General features: G+C 54.6%; 14 protein-coding genes, 2 tRNA genes and 3 rRNA genes. 8 read left to right on the top strand and 11 right to left on the bottom strand.

What is annotated here, in order from left to right:
- Nucleotides 1-332: 332 nt before the first annotated feature.
- The 4 genes from glnA to AB8W27_RS00080 all read left to right on the top strand — a co-directional run bounded on the left by glnA (nt 333) and on the right by AB8W27_RS00080 (nt 4,641).
- Entirely contained in the window at nt 333-1,742 is a 1,410-nt protein-coding gene (glnA, locus tag AB8W27_RS00095) for a glutamate--ammonia ligase (protein WP_015742992.1), read from the top strand.
- 198 nt (nt 1,743-1,940) lie between these two features.
- Nucleotides 1,941-2,990, top strand: coding sequence for a nitrogen regulation protein NR(II) (gene glnL / locus AB8W27_RS00090; protein ID WP_015742993.1), 1,050 nt, complete (start codon nt 1,941-1,943; stop codon nt 2,988-2,990).
- An 8-nt stretch (nt 2,991-2,998) separates the two neighbouring features.
- Nucleotides 2,999-4,408 (top strand): nitrogen regulation protein NR(I), encoded by a 1,410-nt coding sequence (gene glnG / locus AB8W27_RS00085; protein WP_032983554.1) that lies wholly within the window; start codon nt 2,999-3,001, stop codon nt 4,406-4,408.
- Nucleotides 4,409-4,518: 110 nt separating this feature from the next.
- On the top strand, nt 4,519-4,641 hold the full coding sequence (locus AB8W27_RS00080; RefSeq protein ID WP_015742995.1) for a YshB family small membrane protein: 123 nt from the start codon (nt 4,519-4,521) through the stop codon (nt 4,639-4,641).
- Nucleotides 4,642-4,668: 27 nt separating this feature from the next.
- Here AB8W27_RS00080 and hemN read toward each other — a convergent pair whose 3' ends face one another.
- Nucleotides 4,669-6,042: an oxygen-independent coproporphyrinogen III oxidase gene (gene hemN / locus AB8W27_RS00075; RefSeq protein WP_041924079.1), complete on the bottom strand. Its 1,374-nt coding sequence runs from the start codon at nt 6,040-6,042 to the stop codon at nt 4,669-4,671.
- 184 nt (nt 6,043-6,226) lie between these two features.
- Nucleotides 6,227-6,757, bottom strand: coding sequence for a Der GTPase-activating protein YihI (gene yihI / locus AB8W27_RS00070; protein WP_015742997.1), 531 nt, complete (start codon nt 6,755-6,757; stop codon nt 6,227-6,229).
- 590 nt (nt 6,758-7,347) lie between these two features.
- Here yihI and yihA point away from each other — a divergent pair.
- The gene (yihA, locus tag AB8W27_RS00065; RefSeq protein ID WP_041924225.1) at nt 7,348-7,983 is read left to right on the top strand and encodes a ribosome biogenesis GTP-binding protein YihA/YsxC; all 636 of its coding nucleotides are present in this window, start codon (nt 7,348-7,350) and stop codon (nt 7,981-7,983) included.
- A gap of 305 nt (nt 7,984-8,288) precedes the next feature.
- Here yihA and polA read toward each other — a convergent pair whose 3' ends face one another.
- Nucleotides 8,289-11,072 (bottom strand): DNA polymerase I, encoded by a 2,784-nt coding sequence (gene polA / locus AB8W27_RS00060; protein ID WP_041924080.1) that lies wholly within the window; start codon nt 11,070-11,072, stop codon nt 8,289-8,291.
- 429 nt (nt 11,073-11,501) lie between these two features.
- Between polA and AB8W27_RS00055 the strand changes: the two genes are divergently transcribed.
- A complete protein-coding gene (locus tag AB8W27_RS00055) occupies nt 11,502-12,410 on the top strand; it encodes an acyltransferase (protein ID WP_041924081.1) in 909 nt (302 codons plus the stop codon).
- A 26-nt stretch (nt 12,411-12,436) separates the two neighbouring features.
- On the opposite strand, the gene dsbA is transcribed toward AB8W27_RS00055, so the two are convergent.
- From dsbA to AB8W27_RS00040, 3 genes are all read right to left on the bottom strand, one after another.
- The gene (dsbA, locus tag AB8W27_RS00050) at nt 12,437-13,060 is read right to left on the bottom strand and encodes a thiol:disulfide interchange protein DsbA (RefSeq protein WP_041924226.1); all 624 of its coding nucleotides are present in this window, start codon (nt 13,058-13,060) and stop codon (nt 12,437-12,439) included.
- A gap of 27 nt (nt 13,061-13,087) precedes the next feature.
- Nucleotides 13,088-14,074 (bottom strand): serine/threonine protein kinase, encoded by a 987-nt coding sequence (locus AB8W27_RS00045; RefSeq protein WP_041924082.1) that lies wholly within the window; start codon nt 14,072-14,074, stop codon nt 13,088-13,090.
- A gap of 76 nt (nt 14,075-14,150) precedes the next feature.
- Nucleotides 14,151-14,420 (bottom strand): YihD family protein, encoded by a 270-nt coding sequence (locus AB8W27_RS00040; protein WP_007703566.1) that lies wholly within the window; start codon nt 14,418-14,420, stop codon nt 14,151-14,153.
- A gap of 66 nt (nt 14,421-14,486) precedes the next feature.
- Between AB8W27_RS00040 and mobA the strand changes: the two genes are divergently transcribed.
- Together mobA and mobB are read left to right on the top strand one after the other, a co-directional pair.
- Nucleotides 14,487-15,065 carry a molybdenum cofactor guanylyltransferase MobA gene (mobA, locus tag AB8W27_RS00035; protein ID WP_015743004.1) on the top strand — a complete coding sequence of 193 codons (579 nt, stop codon included), beginning with the start codon at nt 14,487-14,489 and terminating at the stop codon, nt 15,063-15,065.
- On the top strand, nt 15,065-15,577 hold the full coding sequence (gene mobB, locus AB8W27_RS00030) for a molybdopterin-guanine dinucleotide biosynthesis protein MobB (protein ID WP_041924083.1): 513 nt from the start codon (nt 15,065-15,067) through the stop codon (nt 15,575-15,577). Before mobA ends, mobB begins: the two co-directional genes overlap by 1 nt.
- A 136-nt stretch (nt 15,578-15,713) precedes the next feature.
- On the opposite strand, the gene rrf is transcribed toward mobB, so the two are convergent.
- The 5 genes from rrf to AB8W27_RS00005 form a co-directional block, all read right to left on the bottom strand.
- Nucleotides 15,714-15,829, bottom strand: a 5S ribosomal RNA gene (gene rrf / locus AB8W27_RS00025).
- A 90-nt stretch (nt 15,830-15,919) separates the two neighbouring features.
- Nucleotides 15,920-18,821: ribosomal RNA gene (locus tag AB8W27_RS00020) — 23S ribosomal RNA — on the bottom strand.
- A gap of 168 nt (nt 18,822-18,989) precedes the next feature.
- A tRNA-Ala gene (locus tag AB8W27_RS00015) sits at nt 18,990-19,065 on the bottom strand.
- A 33-nt stretch (nt 19,066-19,098) separates the two neighbouring features.
- Nucleotides 19,099-19,175, bottom strand: a tRNA-Ile gene (locus AB8W27_RS00010).
- A gap of 68 nt (nt 19,176-19,243) precedes the next feature.
- Nucleotides 19,244-20,786: ribosomal RNA gene (locus AB8W27_RS00005) — 16S ribosomal RNA — on the bottom strand.
- Together the 16S, 23S and 5S rRNA genes with 2 tRNA genes alongside form the textbook arrangement of a ribosomal RNA operon.
- Nucleotides 20,787-21,083 lie beyond the last annotated feature (297 nt).

Here is a 21,083-nt window from a genome sequence, read left to right as displayed (position 1 = left end):
TAATCGAAGGACTAAACAGGATCACAATCATCTGACGCAAACAAGTGTTGTCGCCAGGCTTTGTGATCCTTTTCACGCAGCGGTAAAAGGGCTATTAAACGTAAATTGCACCAACACAGTGCTTGTTTTTACACACAGGCACTATATTGGTGCAATCTCTCCATCGTGGTGCAGCCCTTTTGCACTATGACACGCATCATAGCGCCTTTTTGGGGGAATTTGAAAGTTGGCACAGATTTCGCTTTAAAGAATTCAGGGCGGCAACGCCAATTTTAATAAGTACTGAAGACCTCGTTACCACGACGACAATGACAAATCCGGGAGAGTTAAGTATGTCCGCTGAACACGTTCTGACGATGCTGAATGAACATGAAGTGAAGTTTGTGGATCTGCGCTTCACTGATACTAAAGGTAAAGAACAGCACGTCACCATCCCAGCCCACCAGGTAAACGCCGACTTCTTCGAAGAAGGTAAAATGTTCGATGGTTCCTCCATCGGTGGCTGGAAAGGCATCAATGAGTCTGACATGGTGCTGATGCCGGACGCCTCCACCGCTGTCATTGACCCGTTCTACGAAGAACCGACCCTGATTATTCGTTGCGATATCCTCGAGCCGGGCACCATGCAGGGCTACGATCGCGACCCGCGTTCTATCGCCAAGCGCGCGGAAGAGTACCTGCGCTCTACCGGCATCGCGGACACCGTTCTGTTCGGGCCGGAACCTGAGTTCTTCCTGTTTGACGACATCCGCTTCGGCAGCTCCATCTCCGGCTCTCATGTCGCTATCGACGACATCGAAGGCGCGTGGAACTCCTCCACCAAATACGAAGGCGGCAACAAAGGCCACCGTCCGGGCGTGAAAGGCGGTTACTTCCCGGTTCCGCCGGTAGATTCCGCGCAGGATCTGCGTTCCACCATGTGTCTGGTGATGGAAGAGATGGGCCTGGTCGTTGAAGCGCACCACCACGAAGTGGCCACCGCTGGTCAGAACGAAGTGGCGACCCGCTTCAACACCATGACCAAGAAAGCGGACGAAATTCAGATCTACAAATATGTCGTGCATAACGTCGCGCACCGCTTCGGCAAAACCGCGACCTTTATGCCGAAACCGATGTTCGGCGATAACGGCTCCGGTATGCACTGCCACATGTCGCTGTCAAAAAACGGCACCAACCTGTTCTCTGGCGACAAATACGCTGGTCTCTCTGAGCAGGCGCTGTACTACATCGGCGGCGTAATCAAACACGCTAAAGCGATTAACGCCCTGTCTAACCCGACCACCAACTCTTACAAGCGTCTGGTCCCGGGCTACGAAGCGCCGGTGATGCTGGCTTACTCCGCGCGTAACCGCTCTGCGTCTATCCGTATCCCGGTCGTGGCGTCTCCGAAAGCGCGTCGTATCGAAGTGCGCTTCCCGGACCCGGCCGCTAACCCGTACCTGTGCTTCGCTGCCCTGCTGATGGCTGGTCTTGACGGCATCAAGAACAAGATCCACCCGGGCGAAGCGATGGATAAAAACCTGTATGACCTGCCGCCGGAAGAAGCCAAAGAGATCCCGCAGGTTGCCGGCTCTCTGGAAGAAGCCCTCCATGCGCTGGATCAGGACCGCGAGTTCCTGACCGCAGGCGGCGTGTTCACCGACGATGCGATTGATGCTTACATCGCGCTGCGTATCGAAGAGAACGACCGCGTTCGCATGACGCCGCACCCGGTAGAGTTCGAACTCTACTACAGCGTGTAATAATTTTTTGATGTTGATAGCCAGCGGATTTCAGGTTGTCGCCACTGCGTGAAATCCGCGAATGTTTTTTGTTGCCGTGGAAACTTTAGCCCATCTTCGGATGGGCTTTTTTCACCACCCGATACCGGTTTTAACGCCCTTTTTAGCGTTAAAACGCTATAATGCACTAAAATGGTGCAAACCCTGGGGGACTGCTGAATGGCAACAGGCACGCTGCCCGATGCTGGGCAGATCCTTAACGCATTAATCAATAGCATTTTACTGGTCGACGACGAACTGGCGGTGCATTACGCCAACCCGGCGGCGCAGCAGCTGCTCGCGCAAAGCTCACGTAAGCTTTATGGCACGCCCTTACCGGAGCTGCTGAGTTATTTTTCTCTGAATATCAGCCTGATGCAGGAGAGCCTGAACGCAGGGCAGGGATTTACCGATAACGAAGTGACGCTGGTGATCGACGGTCGTTCACACATTCTTTCCCTGACGGCGCAACGTCTGCCGGACGGCCTGATCCTGCTGGAGATGGCCCCGATGGATAATCAGCGGCGTCTCAGCCAGGAACAGCTCCAGCATGCCCAGCAAGTCGCCGCGCGCGACCTGGTACGCGGCCTGGCGCATGAAATCAAAAATCCGCTCGGCGGCCTGCGAGGCGCAGCGCAACTGCTAAGCCGCGCCCTGCCCGATCCGTCGCTGACGGAATACACCAAAGTCATTATCGAACAGGCCGACCGCCTGCGTAATCTGGTAGACCGTCTGTTAGGGCCGCAGCAGCCGGGCATGCACGTGACCGAAAGCATCCATAAAGTGGCCGAGCGGGTCGTGAAGCTGGTCTCTATGGAGCTGCCGGAAAACGTCACCCTGGTACGCGACTACGATCCGAGCCTGCCGGAATTTACCCATGACCCGGACCAGATAGAGCAGGTCTTACTGAATATCGTGCGTAACGCGCTCCAGGCGCTGGGCGAAAGCGGCGGCGAAATCACGCTGCGCACCCGCACCGCGTTTCAGTTGACGTTGCACGGCGTGCGCTACCGTCTGGCGGCCCGCATCGACGTGGAAGACAACGGGCCGGGCATCCCGGCGCATCTGCAGGATACGCTGTTTTACCCGATGGTCAGCGGCCGCGAAGGCGGCACCGGGCTGGGGCTTTCCATCGCCCGCAACCTTATCGATCAGCATTCGGGAAAAATCGAATTTAACAGTTGGCCAGGCCATACCGAATTCTCGGTCTTCCTGCCTATTCGGAAATAGAGGTGATTATGCAACGAGGGATTGTCTGGATCGTCGATGACGATAGCTCCATTCGCTGGGTGCTTGAGCGCGCGCTCACCGGAGCAGGCTTAAGCTGCACCACCTTTGAGAGCGGTAACGAGGTGCTGGACGCGCTGAGCACCAAAACCCCGGACGTACTGCTGTCAGATATTCGTATGCCGGGCATGGATGGCCTGACGCTGTTAAAACAGATAAAACAGCGCCATCCGATGCTTCCGGTCATCATTATGACCGCGCATTCCGATCTCGACGCCGCCGTCAGCGCCTATCAACAGGGCGCGTTTGATTATCTGCCGAAACCGTTTGATATCGACGAGGCGGTGGCGCTGGTGGAACGCGCTATCAGCCACTATCAGGAACAGCAGCAGCCGCGCAGCGCGCAGGTTTTCGGCCCTACCACCGATATCATCGGCGAAGCGCCGGCGATGCAGGATGTGTTTCGCATTATCGGGCGTCTCTCCCGCTCCTCTATCAGCGTGCTGATTAACGGCGAATCGGGCACCGGTAAAGAGCTGGTGGCGCATGCGCTGCACCGCCATAGCCCGCGCGTTAAAGCGCCGTTTATCGCGCTGAATATGGCGGCCATTCCCAAAGACCTTATCGAATCGGAACTGTTCGGCCACGAGAAAGGCGCGTTCACCGGCGCGAACCAGATTCGCCAGGGTCGTTTCGAACAGGCTGACGGCGGCACGCTGTTTCTTGATGAAATCGGCGATATGCCGCTGGATGTGCAGACCCGTCTGCTGCGCGTGCTGGCCGATGGCCAGTTTTACCGCGTCGGCGGCTATGCGCCGGTGAAAGTGGATGTGCGCATTATCGCGGCGACGCACCAGAACCTGGAACTGCGCGTCCAGGAAGGGAAATTCCGCGAAGATTTATTCCACCGCCTGAACGTGATCCGCGTGCACCTGCCGCCGCTGCGCGAGCGCCGTGAGGATATCCCGCGTCTGGCACGCCATTTCCTGCAGGTGGCGGCGCGCGAGCTGGGCGTGGAAGCCAAACTGCTGCACCCGGAGACGGAAGCCGCGCTGACCCGTCTCGCGTGGCCCGGTAACGTGCGCCAGCTGGAAAACACCTGTCGCTGGCTCACCGTCATGGCCGCAGGCCAGGAAGTGCTGATTCAGGATCTGCCCGCCGAGCTGTTTGAAACCAGCGTGCCGGACGCGCCGTCGCAGGCGCTCCCGGAGAGCTGGGCGACGCTGCTCGCGCAGTGGGCCGACAGGGCGCTGCGTTCCGGTCATCAAAACTTGCTTTCCGAAGCGCAGCCGGAGATGGAGCGTACGCTTTTAACCACGGCGCTGCGGCACACGCAGGGGCATAAACAGGAGGCCGCGCGCCTGCTGGGCTGGGGTCGGAACACCCTGACGCGCAAGTTAAAAGAGCTGGGAATGGAGTAGCTGGCAGCACTGTGTAAAAAAGCGCTGTCGCCTGCTAATTGCTCTAATTTTATACTTTACTGTCCGCCAGGCTTGAGTATGATCGGGCGCGGTTATGGGGGAGAGTTGTTATGCTTGAATCACTGATCCACATCGCCACGCAAAGCGCAGAGGCGGGCGCCGCCGCGGGTCATACGCCCCAGACGGCCATTGCCGCCCTGCTGTGCGCAGCGCTGGTCACCTTCTTTAGTTAAAAAAAGCGGGCGTTATGCCCGCTTTTTTTATATCACGCGTGAGAACTGTTGCAGCCGCGCTTTGCGGCGCAGATAAACGTCAAAGCACATGCAGACGTTGCGGATAAGCAGCCGCCCTTTCGCCGTCACGGTAATTCCCCGTTCGTTCACGTCCACCAGCCCGTCTTTCGCCAGCGGGGCCAGTAGTTGCAGATCCTCGGCAAAATAGTCAGCGAAACGGAGCGACCACGCTTTTTCTATCTCAGCGAAATCGAGCCGGAAATTGCAGATCAGCGCCTTGATGACATCGCGGCGGATGCAGTCGTCGCGCGTCAGCTCAAGCCCGCGCCACAGGGCGTTGCCCTGCTCATCCACCGCCTGATAGTAGCGCTTCAGCTCTTTCTGGTTCTGCGCGTAACCGTCGCCGATCATACTAATCGCCGATACGCCTAAACCGAGCAGATCGGTGTCGCCCTGCGTGGTGTAGCCCTGGAAGTTACGATGCAGTACACCCTCGCGCTGGGCAATGGCCAGTTCGTCATTCGGCTTCGCAAAATGATCCATCCCGATGAACTGATAACCCGCGTGGGTCAGCGACTGGATGGTCTGCTGAAGGATATCGAGCTTCTGCTGCGCCGACGGCAGATCCGCCTCTTTGATTTTGCGCTGCGCGGCGAACAGCGTCGGCAGGTGCGCATAGTTAAAAACGCTCAGGCGGTCCGGGTTAAGCTCCGCCACGCGTTGCAGCGTAAAGGCGAAGCTTTCCGGCGTCTGCTTCGGCAGACCGTAGATTAAATCGATATTGGCCGAGGTGAAGCCCACTTCCCGCGCGCGTTTGATAAGCGCAAAGATGAAGTCTTCATCCTGCTCGCGGTTCACGAGGCGCTGCACCTCTTTATTGAAATCCTGGACGCCCATGCTGAGACGGCGGAAGCCTTCGGCGTGCAGGTGATCCAGCACATCGAGTTCGATTTCGCGCGGGTCGACTTCAATGGAGATTTCCGCGTCGTCGTTGAACTCGAAATTCGCACGCAGCAAACCCATCAGGCGGCTGATTTGCGCTTTGCTGAGGTAGGTCGGCGTACCGCCGCCCCAGTGCAGCTGGCTGACGTGACGCCCGGCAAACAGCGGCGCGCGATGAATAATTTCCTGCTCCAGCACGTCGAGGTACTGGTCGGCTTTATGCTGCTGACGGGTGACGATTTTATTGCAGCCGCAGAAGTAACAGAGCTTGTGGCAGAAAGGGATGTGAACGTAGAGCGAAAGCGGCCTGTCGGGATAACGCGCGACCGCGCGTGCGAAATCGGCTTCGCCAAACGCTTCAGAAAACTCAAGAGCCGTGGGATACGAGGTATAGCGCGGCCCGGAATAGTTATATTTCTGGATGAGGGCCAGATCCCAGTCGATTACCTGCTCAGACATGCTTACTCCTTCCGACGGTTTCGCCGACGCGTTCGGCGAACTGGCCCACCCGGATGGCGGGTGACAAGCCGGCTGCGCAGCCACTTCTGGCGCTGCGACAGCCGGTGTAGTTTAACGAATAACCACACCAGATAACATACTATCGGAAGGAGTATAAGCAGGACGGTCGGCCCCATCGGAAGGGTTAGTTTCCGCCCTTGAGCAGGCGCATCATATCTTCCTGCTGTTCTTCTTCTTCGTCTTCATCATCGTCATAAGAAAGACCGAGCTGCTGCATCAGTTCGTCAATACGATCGAGACGGGAATCGACCCACGCCTGATCTTCAGCACTCAGGGTTTCCCCTTCTTCAAGGCGCTCCAGCAGCGCGTCCAGGCGCTCGTCGTTCTCCAGCATGTCCAGCTCTTCCTGCGGTGACAACATAGGTTTCTCACTTTTAGGTTGTGGTTGGTGCTTCTGAGGTCGGGTGTCCTGAGCGTCGCTCACCCCAAGCGGAATCGGTTTTTTACTGCCGATGCGCGGATCTTTCTGCTTAGACTGGCCGGAGGATTTTCCGGACGCGTCGGCACCTGTCGCGCGGCTGCCCGGCGCAAGGCCGCGGTGTTTTTTATCGCGCTTACGATCGCGGGCTTCCTGATTTAATTCTTCACGCGTTTTACGGCGAGCTTTAGCTTTGGCGGGGCCTTTGCCACGCACAGAGGATAAGGGTTGCTTCATAATTTTTCGTCTTAGGCCGTTTTAAACAGTATAGAATTGCGGCGGAATCTAGCAGAAAGCAAGTAAAGAAAAAAGGCGACAGGTAAACCTGTCGCCTTTTTTCCTGACTTTTTAACCGGTCATCGGTATTCACCGTCCTGGTGCGCTTACAACCAACCCTGTTTTTCCTTCAGCCGACAACGCTCCGTGTCGTGTTCCTTTATCCTTGTTAACGTCTCCGACGTTTACCGTCCTGGTATGCTGTGTGCTTCGTCACCCTGACGCTCCAGACCCCTCATCCTGAGTTATTATCCGTTGCAACACTCCGTTGTCTGTGAGGCTTACTTTACCAGCCTGAACGACAGGCTCAAGCCGTTAACGGCCTCAAAAGTCCATTTTCGGACATTTCTGCAAGGTTAACTACCTGTTTTTACTTAAGTAAAACTTAAAGAGCGGCGCTTTAAGCCAGCAAAGTCTCAATATAAAAAGGGCAGATCTCTTACATAACCCGGAGGCGTTTTGTAAGCCTCTGGAGAGAACAACAGCCTTTTATCCCTGTTCAGGTATAATCGCGGCTATTGCTTATGCTCATCCTGACGGAGACGACCGTTTTGACTCAGTTGAACTATCAACAGACGCACTTTGTGACCAGTGCGCCAGATATTCGCCACCTGCCTTCCGATACCGGCATTGAAGTGGCTTTCGCAGGCCGCTCCAACGCCGGAAAATCCAGCGCCCTGAATACGCTGACTAACCAGAAAAGCCTGGCGCGCACCAGTAAAACACCGGGACGCACGCAGCTGATTAACCTGTTTGAAGTTGCCGACGGTAAGCGCCTGGTGGATCTGCCCGGCTATGGCTACGCCGAAGTACCGGAAGAGATGAAGCGCAAATGGCAGCGCGCGCTGGGTGAATACCTGGAAAAACGCCTGTGCCTGAAAGGCCTGGTGGTGCTGATGGATATTCGTCACCCGCTGAAAGATCTCGACCAGCAGATGATCGAGTGGGCCGTAGACAGCGATATTCCCGTTCTGGTGCTGCTGACCAAAGCCGACAAACTGGCGAGCGGCGCGCGTAAAGCGCAGCTGAATATGGTGCGTGAAGCGGCTCTGGCTTTTAACGGCGATGTACAGGTCGAAGCGTTTTCTTCTCTGAAGAAGAGCGGCGTGGATAAACTGCGCATCAAGCTGGACACCTGGTTTAACGACCTGCCGCCTGCCGTCGAAGACGCCGCCCCGCAAGAATAATCCTTTCCCGGCGCGAGCCTGGCTCGCGCGTCCGCTTCTTTTGACGCAATAAAAAACGCCCCAGTCATTTCTGACTGGGGCGGCTAAAATATTCAGCCAAATCCGATTACGTGAAGTAAAAGGTCTGAAAGATAGAACATCTTACCTCTGTACCCTACGTCGATAACTCTACCCTTTTTTTATGACGGGAAAAAGCACTTTTTGTAATTTCTTTTCATCCTTTACATAGCAATTTCTAATGACTATCACAAAAATCTATTAGTTATGTTGCTAAGTTACAAAAGCGTCTGCGCGCATTTTGAGGATTAATGCGCCAGATCCCAGTTCACGCCGCTACCCACTTCCACCAGCAGCGGCACATCCAGCTGCATGCTGTTTTCCATCAGTTCATGGATTTTCTGCGACACCGCTTCCACGTCATCTTTGTGCACTTCGAACACCAGTTCATCGTGCACCTGCATGATCATTTTCACGCGGGGCTGCTCTTTCTCCAGCCAGCCATCAACCGCGATCATGGCGCGTTTGATGATGTCCGCCGCGGTGCCCTGCATCGGGGCGTTGATCGCCGCGCGCTCAGCGCCTGCGCGCCGCGCCGCATTGCTGGCGTTAATGTCCGGCAGATAGAGACGACGCCCGTCCAGGGTTTCCACATAGCCCTGTTCTTTCGCCTGCTTGCGGGTGCGCTCCATATACTCCAGCACGCCAGGATAACGCTCGAAGTAGAGATCCATATACTTCTGCGACTCTTTACGCGGGATATTGAGCTGGCGCGACAGGCCGAACGCGCTCATGCCGTAAATAAGACCAAAGTTAATCGCCTTGGCGCTGCGGCGCTGCTCGTTAGAGACACTCTCCAGCGGCAGGCCGAATACTTCCGCCGCCGTTGCGCGATGGATGTCTTTGCCTTCAGCAAACGCGCTGAGCAGCCCTTTATCGCGCGACAGATGCGCCATGATGCGCAGTTCAATCTGCGAGTAGTCCGCCGAGACAATCACATAATCCTCCGGCGCGATGAACGCCTGGCGGATGCGGCGGCCTTCGTCGTTACGCACCGGAATGTTTTGCAGGTTCGGATCGGTGGACGACAGACGCCCGGTGGCCGTGACCGCCTGGTGGTAAGAGGTATGCACGCGGCCGGTTTTCGGGTTAATCATCTGCGGCAGTTTATCGGTGTAGGTCGATTTCAGCTTCGCAAGGCCGCGGTATTGCAGAATGACTTTCGGCAGCGGGTAATCGAGCGCCAGCTCTTCCAATACTTCTTCCGAGGTGGACGGCGCGCCGCCCGGCGTTTTCTTCAGCGGCTTGATGCCCTGCTTTTCAAACAGGATGGTTTGCAGCTGTTTGGTGGAAGAGAGGTTAAACGGCTCGCCCGCGATTTCATGCGCTTTTTGCTCAAGCTCGGCAAGCTTAAGGGCAATCTCCTGCGAATGCGCGTGCAACACCGCCGGATCGATTTTCACGCCGTTGCGCTCGATACGCGACAGCACCGGCACCAGCGGCATTTCAATATGTTCGAAGATATTCAGCGGGCCTTTGTGCTGCTGCAGCTTCGGCCACATTTTCAGGTGCAGCTGGAGCGTCACGTCGGCATCTTCCGCCGCGTAGCGTCCGGCCTGTTCGAGATCGATCTGGTTAAACGTGAGCTGATTTTTGCCTTTGCCGGCAATCTGCTCAAACGTGATGGTGGTGTGTTTAAGCCAACGGCTGGATAGGCTGTCCATATCGTGGCGGCCGGAGACGCTGTCCAGAATGTAAGATTCCAGCATGGTGTCGAAGACAATGCCGCGCAGCTCAATGCCGTAGTTCTGCAAAATGCCGCGGTCGAATTTGAGGTTCTGGCCTACTTTCACCAGCGATTCGTCTTCCAGCAGCGGTTTTAATAATTCCAGCACGCGATCGCGCGGAAGCTGATCCGGCGCGTCGAGGTAATCGTGCGCGACAGGAATATACGCCGCAAGGCCAGGTTCGGTGGCAAACGAGATGCCTACCAGATTGGCCGTCAGGTTATCGAGGCTGTCGGTTTCTGTATCAACAGCCACCACCGGCGCGGTTTTAATGCGCTCGATCCACGCCTGAAGCATCTCTTCATCAAGAATAGTCACGTAGCGTTCCGAGGAGAGCGCGACGGCCTCTTCTTCCGGCTCCGCCTCGACGACTATTGTTTCACTCGGCTTCGCGGCAGGTTTGCCACGGGACTGGAGCCATTTGCCGGCTTCGAGATCGGACGTCCAGCGCTTAAATTCGTACTGCCGGAAGAGCGCGAGCAGTTCATCGGCCAGCGGTTGCTGCACTTCAAGGCGATCGTGGCTCAGCTCCAGCTCTACATCAGTTTTAATAGTCGCCAGCTGGTAAGAGAGGTACGCCACGTCTTTGTTCTGCTCAAGCTTCGCCGCCATAGTTTTGGCGCCGCGGAAAGAGAGCTCAGCGATTTTCTCCGGGTTGGCGTAAAGCGCGTCCAGACCGCCGAGGCCCTGCAACAGCGCCTGGGCGGTTTTCTCGCCGACACCCGGCACGCCCGGAATGTTATCGGACGAATCACCCATCAGCGCCAGGAAGTCGATGATAAGCTCCGGCGGCACGCCATACTTCGCGCAGACTTCTTCCGGCCCCAGCACGGTGTTGGTCATGGTGTTGATAAGCGTGACGTCTGGCGTGACAAGCTGCGCCATGTCTTTATCGCCGGTGCTGATGAGCACCGCGCGGCCAGCGGCGGCGGCTTCTTTCGCGAGCGTGCCGATAACGTCATCCGCCTCCACGCCAGAAACCGCCAGTAACGGCAGGCCCATCGCTTTGACCATCGCATGCAGCGGCTCAATTTGCGCACGTAGATCGTCAGGCATCGGCGGACGGTGAGATTTGTAGTGCTCGAACAGTTCATCACGAAAGGTTTTGCCTTTCGCGTCAAACACCACGGCCGCGTGGGTAGGCTGGTACTGCAGTATCAGGCTGCGCAGCATATTCAGCACGCCATACATCGCGCCGGTGGGCTCGCCAGCGCTGTTGGTCAGCGGCGGAAACGCGTGATACGCCCGATACAGGTAAGAAGAACCATCGACGAGAATAAGGGGATTTTCTGGGATCTGAACCATAATGTCCGTGCCTGATAATGAAGTTATGGATAAAGGATGCCATAGCCTGGCGCAAAACATGAAACCCAAAGGGCCGATCGCAGGGAAAGTTTTGTCGATCCGCGCGATCGCTCGCAACGCAACCTGTGGATAAGTTTGTGCACAAAAACCTAAGCCATTAATAACGTAAGATAAAAATATAGCGAAGCGCTGTAAATAGCTCACTAAATCATGAACTTATAAAAACCCTGACGCCGCTAATTATTTTTTGGCGGGAAAGTTTTATTGTGGATATAAAAAACCGCCTTTGCCGTTTCGCTTGAATGACGCTTAAAAACAGACGGGTATTCATCGCAGGTTACGTTTAGGCTCATTACGCCAGAATGTTTTCTGTTAGAATCTGCGTCCTCTGCCGTCCCCGGCATTTTATCGAATCGCCTGAAAACTATTATGTCGAGATTACTCGCCGCGATGACGCTTATGATCAGCGTCGTGCTGACTATTGTGGTCACTATTTTATGTTCCGTGCCGATTATCCTTGCCGGAATAATTAAACTGCTGCTGCCTTTACCGGCGGTCTGGCGGACGGTTTCCCGCTTTTGTAATTTCATGATGTATTGCTGGTGTGAAGGGCTGGCATTACTGCTGCACCTGAACCCGTATCTTAAATGGGAAGTCCAGGGGCTCAGCGGGTTAAATAAAAAGAGCTGGTATTTACTTATCTGCAATCACCATAGCTGGGCGGATATTGTGGTGCTGTGTGTGCTGTTTCGTAAGCATATTCCGATGAATAAATATTTTCTGAAACAGCAGCTTGCCTGGGTGCCCTTTATTGGGCTCGCATGTTGGGCGCTGGATATGCCCTTTATGCGCCGTTATTCCCGTAACTATCTGTTGCGCCACCCGGAACGACGCGGCAAAGATGTGGAAACCACGCGCCGCTCCTGCGAGAAGTTCCGCCATCAGCCGACGACGATCGTGAATTTCGTCGAAGGTTCGCGTTTTACTGAAGAAAAACAGCGCCAGTTGCATTCACCGTTTATGCACCTGCTTCCGCCGAAAGCGGCAGGCATTGCAATGACATTAAATGTGCTGGGGAAACAGTTCGATAAGATGTTAGACGTAACGCTGTGTTATCCGGAAAATAACCGTACGCCGTTTTACGATATGCTAAGCGGAAAGTTAACACGCATTGTGGTGCAGATTGATTTACTGCCGGTAGAGGCCTCACTGTACGGCGATTACGTTAACGATAAAAACTTTAAGCGTCGTTTTCAGCAGTGGCTGAATGGATTGTGGAACGAGAAAGACGCCAGACTTGAAGCCCTTTATCAGCACTATAAAAAAGCCGGTCAGTGACCGGCTTTTTTGTTTACGTCGTATAATTACTTTTTACCGAGCAGGTAGTTAACGGTATCCGCATATTGCTGGACGAAGACGTCCATATTGCTGGTATCCATGCCCTGCGGGTTAAGCTGGTATTTACCGTTGACATACATGGCCGGTACGCCCTGCAGGCCGACGTCCGCCGCCGCTTTTTCCTGCTGAGCCACAAGCGATTTCACGACAAAGCTGTTCCACGCAGCGTCATATTCTTCCGGCTTTACACCCGCGTCGATAAAGACTTTACGGATATCGGCTGGCGTTTGTACGGTCTGGGTTTTCTGCACCGCTTCAAACATCGGGGCCGTAATTTTATCTTCGATGCCCATCGCCATCGCGACCGCCCACGCCTGCGTCAGATCTTTACCCAACGGGCCCAGGAATTCGACGTGGTATTTCGTCATTTTGGTGCCTGCCGGCAGCTTTTTCTTCACGCCGTCGGAAATATGCAGCACTTCTTCAAACTGGTAGCAGTGCGGGCAGTAGAAGGAGAAGAACTCCATCACCTGCGGAGCGCCAGCAACGGGTTTTTCCAGCGTGTTGTACTGTTTCCCGTCAGCGTAGTCGGCGGCGGAAACGCTGAATGCCATCACCATACCGGCCAGCGCCAGCCAAATCTTCTTCATCATTTACTCTCTCCTGAATATTACAGATCAATACATTGGCGTTAGTTGTAAAGGAGGCTCATTGAGCGCCCGAATTTGCTCGTTAAAAGTCGCCGTCTGACGGCGCCAGAAATCTTCTTCAGTAAGCCAGGGGAAGTTGCGTGGAAATGCAGGATCTTCCCAACGGCGAATCAGCCAGGCCAGATAGTAGACCTGCCGCATCGCGCGCAGCGGCTCTATCAGCTCAAGCTCTTTGATATTGAATGTAGTGAACTCTTCGTAGGCTTCCAGAATAGTTTCCATCTGCATGCGCTGTTCAGCGGCATCGCCGTTCAGCAACATCCAGAGATCCTGAATGGCCGGGCCGTTGCGGGCATCATCAAGATCGACAAACAACGGGCCGTCGCGCCAGAGAATATTGCCTGGATGGCAGTCGCCATGCAGACGCAGCGCGTCATAACCTGGCTGCCAGCGGGCAGTTACTGCGTTCGACAGCGCATCGGTCGCCTGCAGAAACGCTGTCTTGAGCGACGCAGGAATAAGCGTACATGCCTCATAGACCGCGCGAGGCTCAAGCAGATATTCATTGATGCCGATGGTCGGACGATGGGAGAAGAGCCGCTGTTTGCCGGTCTGATGAATACGACCCAGATAACGGCCAACCCATTCCATCTGGTCAAGGTTATCCGTTTCATACTGACGACCGCCGAGGCCCGGGAAGACGGCAAACATAAAGCCATCGTGCGTTAACAGGGTGTCGCCATGAAGGCGCAGCGGCGCGGCAACCGGGACTTCGTCGGTTTCCAGCTCAAGCGCGAAATGATGCTCTTCGCGGATTTGATCGGCGCTCCAGCGATGGGGGCGGTAAAACTTCACAACAAAACGCTTACGATCTTCATCCTGAAAAAGATAAACGCGGTTTTCAAAACTATTAAGCGCGGTTAAGCCAGAATCCACACGAATGCCGTGTTCAAACAGGGCGTCCATGATGGTGTCTGGCTGTAGCGTCTGGAAATTAAAAGCGTTATCTGTCATCCCGATATCCGGAAAACACAAGCAATGGTTCAGGATATCATCTCAAAGCCGCAGCGAGAGCTTCTCTTACAAGCTTTTACTCTTTTATCACGCCGCGTGCGCGCAACAGGGCGGTTTTAAAATCGTCTTCGTAATCTTTCTGGATGCCAGGGATCACGGCGTCTTTATCAGCGTCACGCATTTTTAACTGATAAATCAGGATATCATCGGTAAGATCGGCCAGTTCGCCGGTAAAACCGGATTCAGCGGCCAGCTTTTGCAGGAACTCCAGCAGGTTGAGATCGGGCTCTTTTTCCCAGGCTGGCTGAAGCAGTTCGATAACTTCATTAAGACGTTTGCATTTCATCATGGTCTCCTTTTATCTGGCTGACACGTTAGCAGGGACAAAACCGTATGAAAAGAGGTGATATTCTTGGATAAGCTTAGCGCGATTACCGGCGTAGTGCTGGCAGGCGGCCGGGCAACGCGAATGGGCGGGCAAAACAAAGGACTGATGCAGCTGAATGGCAAAGCGCTGTGGAGGCATGTGGCAGAGCGCCTGACGGCGCAGGTAGCGCACGTTGCAGTGAGCGCTAACCGGGATCTGGACGCCTATCGCGCGTGCGGTTATCCGGTCATCACCGATACCCTCCCGGATTTTCCGGGGCCGCTGGCAGGGATGCTTTCTGGCATGCAGTATCTTCACAGCGAATGGTATCTCTTTTGCCCGTGCGACACGCCGCATATCCCGGCCGATCTCGCGCAACGCCTGTGGGCCGCGAAAGACGCACGCTCTGCCGTATGGGTTAATGATGGCGAACGCGATCACCCTGCCATTGCGCTGATGCATCATTCCGTTAAGGCGCCTTTGGCCGATTATCTTGCACGCGGAGAACGCCGTGTGATGGTTTTCTTGCGTGAGGTTAATGGCTGCGCAGTGAAGTTTGCTAATAAAGATGACTTTGCCAATGTAAATACCTTGGCCGAGCTTGAACGCTGGCAGGAGAAATAATGGTTCCGTTACTGGGTATTGCCGCATGGAGCGGTACGGGAAAAACAACGCTGCTTAAGGCTCTGATACCGCTATTGCGCGAACGAGGACTCCGGCCAGGGCTTATCAAACATACCCATCATGATATGGATGTGGATACGCCTGGAAAAGATAGCTATGAACTCCGCAAAGCGGGCGCGGCGCAGACGCTGGTCGCGAGCGCAAAACGCTGGGCGCTGATGACGGAGACACCAGACGAGGCTGAGCCGGACCTGCATTATCTGGCAAGCCGGATGAACAGCTCGCAGCTGGATCTGATTCTGGTCGAAGGGTTCAAACACGATGCTATAGCGAAAATTATGTTATTTCGGGAGGGTGCCGGACGGGAAGCCGCAGAACTGACGCCGGACGACTATGTTATCGCTATCGCCAGTGATACGCCTTTGCCGCAGTTCGCCTTACCGATAGTCGATATTAACGATCCGGCGCAGATCGCTGAGTTTATCGCTGACTGGCTGGCGGAGCAGCACTGAGTAAGGGGGGCAAAGAGTGAAGAGCGAATAGAGAAGTCTATGGAAAAGGATGAAAGGCCAGGTAGCCGTATCTGTTTTCTCCTGAGCGCTAAAAAGCAAAAACCCCTCAGCAGCGCTGAGGGGTTCTTTAATTGATGCCTGGCAGTTCCCTACTCTCGCATGGGGAGGCCCCACACTACCATCGGCGCTACGGCGTTTCACTTCTGAGTTCGGCATGGGGTCAGGTGGGACCACCGCGCTACAGCCGCCAGGCAAATTCTGTCTGTTCACCGCTTTCGCCATGAACATTATCCGTCACAAGCTGAATCTCTCTCTCAACACGCCAGACTTCTTTGGCGTTGTAAGGTTAAGCCTCACGGTTCATTAGTACCGGTTAGCTCAACGCATCGCTGCGCTTACACACCCGGCCTATCAACGTCGTCGTCTTCAACGTTCCTTCAGGAGACTTATAGTCTCAGGGAGAACTCATCTCGGGGCAAGTTTCGTGCTTAGATGCTTTCAGCACTTATCTCTTCCGCATTTAGCTACCGGGCAGTGCCATTGGCATGACAACCCGAACACCAGTGATGCGTCCACTCCGGTCCTCTCGTACTGGGAGCAGCCCCCCTCAATTCTCCAGCGCCCACGGCAGATAGGGACCGAACTGTCTCACGACGTTCTAAACCCAGCTCGCGTACCACTTTAAATGGCGAACAGCCATACCCTTGGGACCTACTTCAGCCCCAGGATGTGATGAGCCGACATCGAGGTGCCAAACACCGCCGTCGATATGAACTCTTGGGCGGTATCAGCCTGTTATCCCCGGAGTACCTTTTATCCGTTGAGCGATGGCCCTTCCATACAGAACCACCGGATCACTATGACCTGCTTTCGCACCTGCTCGAGCCGTCACTCTCGCAGTCAAGCCAGCTTATGCCATTGCACTAACCTCCTGATGTCCGACCAGGATTAGCTGACCTTCGTGCTCCTCCGTTACACTTTGGGAGGAGACCGCCCCAGTCAAACTACCCACCAGACACTGTCCCCACGCCGGATCACGGCGCCAGGTTAGAACATCAAACATTAAAGGGTGGTATTTCAAGGTTGGCTCCACGCAGACTGGCGTCCACGCTTCAAAGCCTCCCACCTATCCTACACATCAAGGCTCAATGTTCAGTGTCAAGCTGTAGTAAAGGTTCACGGGGTCTTTCCGTCTTGCCGCGGGTACACTGCATCTTCACAGCGAGTTCAATTTCACTGAGTCTCGGGTGGAGACAGCCTGGCCATCATTACGCCATTCGTGCAGGTCGGAACTTACCCGACAAGGAATTTCGCTACCTTAGGACCGTTATAGTTACGGCCGCCGTTTACCGGGGCTTCGATCAGGAGCTTCTCTTGCGATAACCCCATCAATTAACCTTCCGGCACCGGGCAGGCGTCACACCGTATACGTCCACTTTCGTGTTTGCACAGTGCTGTGTTTTTAATAAACAGTTGCAGCCAGCTGGTATCTTCGACTGACTTCAGCTCCACCCGCAGGGGCTTCACTTACATGTCAGCGTGCCTTCTCCCGAAGTTACGGCACCATTTTGCCTAGTTCCTTCACCCGAGTTCTCTCAAGCGCCTTGGTATTCTCTACCTGACCACCTGTGTCGGTTTGGGGTACGATTTAATGTTACCTGATGCTTAGAGGCTTTTCCTGGAAGCAGGGCATTTGTCACTTCAGCACCGTAGTGCCTCGTCATCACGCCTCAGCCTTAACTTTCCGGATTTGCCTGGAAAGTCAGCCTACACGCTTAAACCGGGACAACCGTCGCCCGGCCAACATAGCCTTCTCCGTCCCCCCTTCGCAGTAACACCAAGTACAGGAATATTAACCTGTTTCCCATCGACTACGCCTTTCGGCCTCGCCTTAGGGGTCGACTCACCCTGCCCCGATTAACGTTGGACAGGAACCCTTGGTCTTCCGGCGAGCGGGCTTTTCACCCGCTTTATCGTTACTTATGTCAGCATTCGCACTTCTGATACCTCCAGCATGCCTCACAGCACACCTTCGACGGCTTACAGAACGCTCCCCTACCCAACAACACATAGTGTCGCTGCCGCAGCTTCGGTGCATGGTTTAGCCCCGTTACATCTTCCGCGCAGGCCGACTCGACCAGTGAGCTATTACGCTTTCTTTAAATGATGGCTGCTTCTAAGCCAACATCCTGGCTGTCTGGGCCTTCCCACATCGTTTCCCACTTAACCATGACTTTGGGACCTTAGCTGGCGGTCTGGGTTGTTTCCCTCTTCACGACGGACGTTAGCACCCGCCGTGTGTCTCCCGTGATAACATTCTCCGGTATTCGCAGTTTGCATCGGGTTGGTAAGCCGGGATGGCCCCCTAGCCGAAACAGTGCTCTACCCCCGGAGATGAATTCACGAGGCGCTACCTAAATAGCTTTCGGGGAGAACCAGCTATCTCCCGGTTTGATTGGCCTTTCACCCCCAGCCACAGGTCATCCGCTAATTTTTCAACATTAGTCGGTTCGGTCCTCCAGTTAGTGTTACCCAACCTTCAACCTGCCCATGGCTAGATCACCGGGTTTCGGGTCTATACCCTGCAACTTAACGCCCAATTAAGACTCGGTTTCCCTTCGGCTCCCCTATACGGTTAACCTTGCTACAGAATATAAGTCGCTGACCCATTATACAAAAGGTACGCAGTCACCCTCTTACGAAGGCTCCCACTGCTTGTACGTACACGGTTTCAGGTTCTGTTTCACTCCCCTCGCCGGGGTTCTTTTCGCCTTTCCCTCACGGTACTGGTTCACTATCGGTCAGTCAGGAGTATTTAGCCTTGGAGGATGGTCCCCCCATCTTCAGACAGGATATCACGTGTCCCGCCCTACTCATCGAGCTCACAACCTGTGTGCTTTCATGTACGGGACTTTCACCCTGTATCGTGCGACTTTCCAGACGCTTCCATTAACACACAAGCTGATTCAGGCTCTGGGCTGTTCCCCGTTCGCTCGCCGCTACTGGGGGAATCTCGGTTGATTTCTTTTCCTCGGGGTACTTAGATGTTTCAGTTCCCCCGGTTCGCCTCGTTTGACTATGTATTCATCAAACGATGATGCACCAGAGTGCACCGGGTTTCCCCATTCGGACATCGTCGGTTATAACGGTTCATATCACCTTACCGACGCTTTTCGCAGATTAGCACGTCCTTCATCGCCTCTGACTGCCAGGGCATCCACCGTGTACGCTTGTTCGCTTAACCTCACAACCCGAAGAAGTCTTCGTGCTGCGAGTTTGAGAGACTCTGACACACCGCGCATTCCTTATTACGGAGAAATGCAACAGCATGTCTGTTTCAATTTTCAGCTTGTTCCGGATTGTTAAAGAGCAAATACTTCGCAGTATACTCAGTGAGTACACTCTGAAGTGATGGTGGAGCTATGCGGGATCGAACCGCAGACCTCCTGCGTGCAAAGCAGGCGCTCTCCCAGCTGAGCTATAGCCCCATCGTAGTTAAACCTCTTCAACTCCTGCGGAGTTGGTAGGCCTGAGTGGACTTGAACCACCGACCTCACCCTTATCAGGGGTGCGCTCTAACCACCTGAGCTACAAGCCTGTAGAGGTTTTGCTTCTTTACTTTCTATCAGACAATCTGTGTGAGCACGCGAGGTTGTATCTTTCAGGTAAGGAGGTGATCCAACCGCAGGTTCCCCTACGGTTACCTTGTTACGACTTCACCCCAGTCATGAATCACAAAGTGGTAAGCGCCCTCCCGAAGGTTAAGCTACCTACTTCTTTTGCAACCCACTCCCATGGTGTGACGGGCGGTGTGTACAAGGCCCGGGAACGTATTCACCGTGGCATTCTGATCCACGATTACTAGCGATTCCGACTTCATGGAGTCGAGTTGCAGACTCCAATCCGGACTACGACGCACTTTATGAGGTCCGCTTGCTCTCGCGAGTTCGCTTCTCTTTGTATGCGCCATTGTAGCACGTGTGTAGCCCTGGTCGTAAGGGCCATGATGACTTGACGTCATCCCCACCTTCCTCCGGTTTATCACCGGCAGTCTCCTTTGAGTTCCCACCATTACGTGCTGGCAACAAAGGATAAGGGTTGCGCTCGTTGCGGGACTTAACCCAACATTTCACAACACGAGCTGACGACAGCCATGCAGCACCTGTCTCAGAGTTCCCGAAGGCACTCCCGCATCTCTGCAGGATTCTCTGGATGTCAAGACCAGGTAAGGTTCTTCGCGTTGCATCGAATTAAACCACATGCTCCACCGCTTGTGCGGGCCCCCGTCAATTCATTTGAGTTTTAACCTTGCGGCCGTACTCCCCAGGCGGTCGACTTAACGCGTTAGCTCCGGAAGCCACGCCTCAAGGGCACAACCTCCAAGTCGACATCGTTTACGGCGTGGACTACCAGGGTATCTAATCCTGTTTGCTCCCCACGCTTTCGCACCTGAGCGTCAGTCTTCGTCCAGGGGGCCGCCTTCGCCACCGGTATTCCTCCAGATCTCTACGCATTTCACCGCTACACCTGGAATTCTACCCCCCTCTACGAGACTCAAGCTTGCCAGTTTCAAATGCAGTTCCCAGGTTGAGCCCGGGGATTTCACATCTGACTTAACAAACCGCCTGCGTGCGCTTTACGCCCAGTAATTCCGATTAACGCTTGCACCCTCCGTATTACCGCGGCTGCTGGCACGGAGTTAGCCGGTGCTTCTTCTGCGAGTAACGTCAATGACTGCGGTTATTAACCACAACCCCTTCCTCCTCGCTGAAAGTACTTTACAACCCGAAGGCCTTCTTCATACACGCGGCATGGCTGCATCAGGCTTGCGCCCATTGTGCAATATTCCCCACTGCTGCCTCCCGTAGGAGTCTGGACCGTGTCTCAGTTCCAGTGTGGCTGGTCATCCTCTCAGACCAGCTAGGGATCGTCGCCTAGGTGAGCCTTTACCCCACCTACTAGCTAATCCCATCTGGGCACATCTGATGGCATGAGGCCCGAAGGTCCCCCACTTTGGTCCGAAGACGTTATGCGGTATTAGCTACCGTTTCCAGTAGTTATCCCCCTCCATCAGGCAGTTTCCCAGACATTACTCACCCGTCCGCCACTCGTCAGCAGAGCAGCAAGCTGCTCTCTGTTACCGTTCGACTTGCATGTGTTAGGCCTGCCGCCAGCGTTCAATCTGAGCCATGATCAAACTCTTCAATTAAAAGTCTGATGCTCAAAGAATTAAACTGTTAGTTCGTAATGAATTAACTGTTGTTCACTTGAGACTTGATATTCATTTATCGTCCGAAGACGTTAAGATATCAGTGCCCCGAGTGCCCACACAGATTGTCTGATAAATTGTTAAAGAGCGGTGCGACAAGGCTTTCAGCCTGTTGTCGCGAGGTGGCGTATATTACGCTTTCCTCTTTCAGAGTCAAGCGTTTATTTTCGCTTTCGTCTGCCTGACGGGCCGGCTCATTCGCCGTTGTGCCGTGTCAGTGGAGGCGCATTATAGGGA

Source organism: Cronobacter turicensis, from assembly GCF_041222865.1.
GTDB classification, from domain to species: Bacteria; Pseudomonadota; Gammaproteobacteria; order Enterobacterales; family Enterobacteriaceae; genus Cronobacter; species Cronobacter turicensis.
The sequence above is the reverse complement of the archived record's forward strand: the minus strand, read 5'-3'. Positions and strand labels throughout refer to the sequence as shown.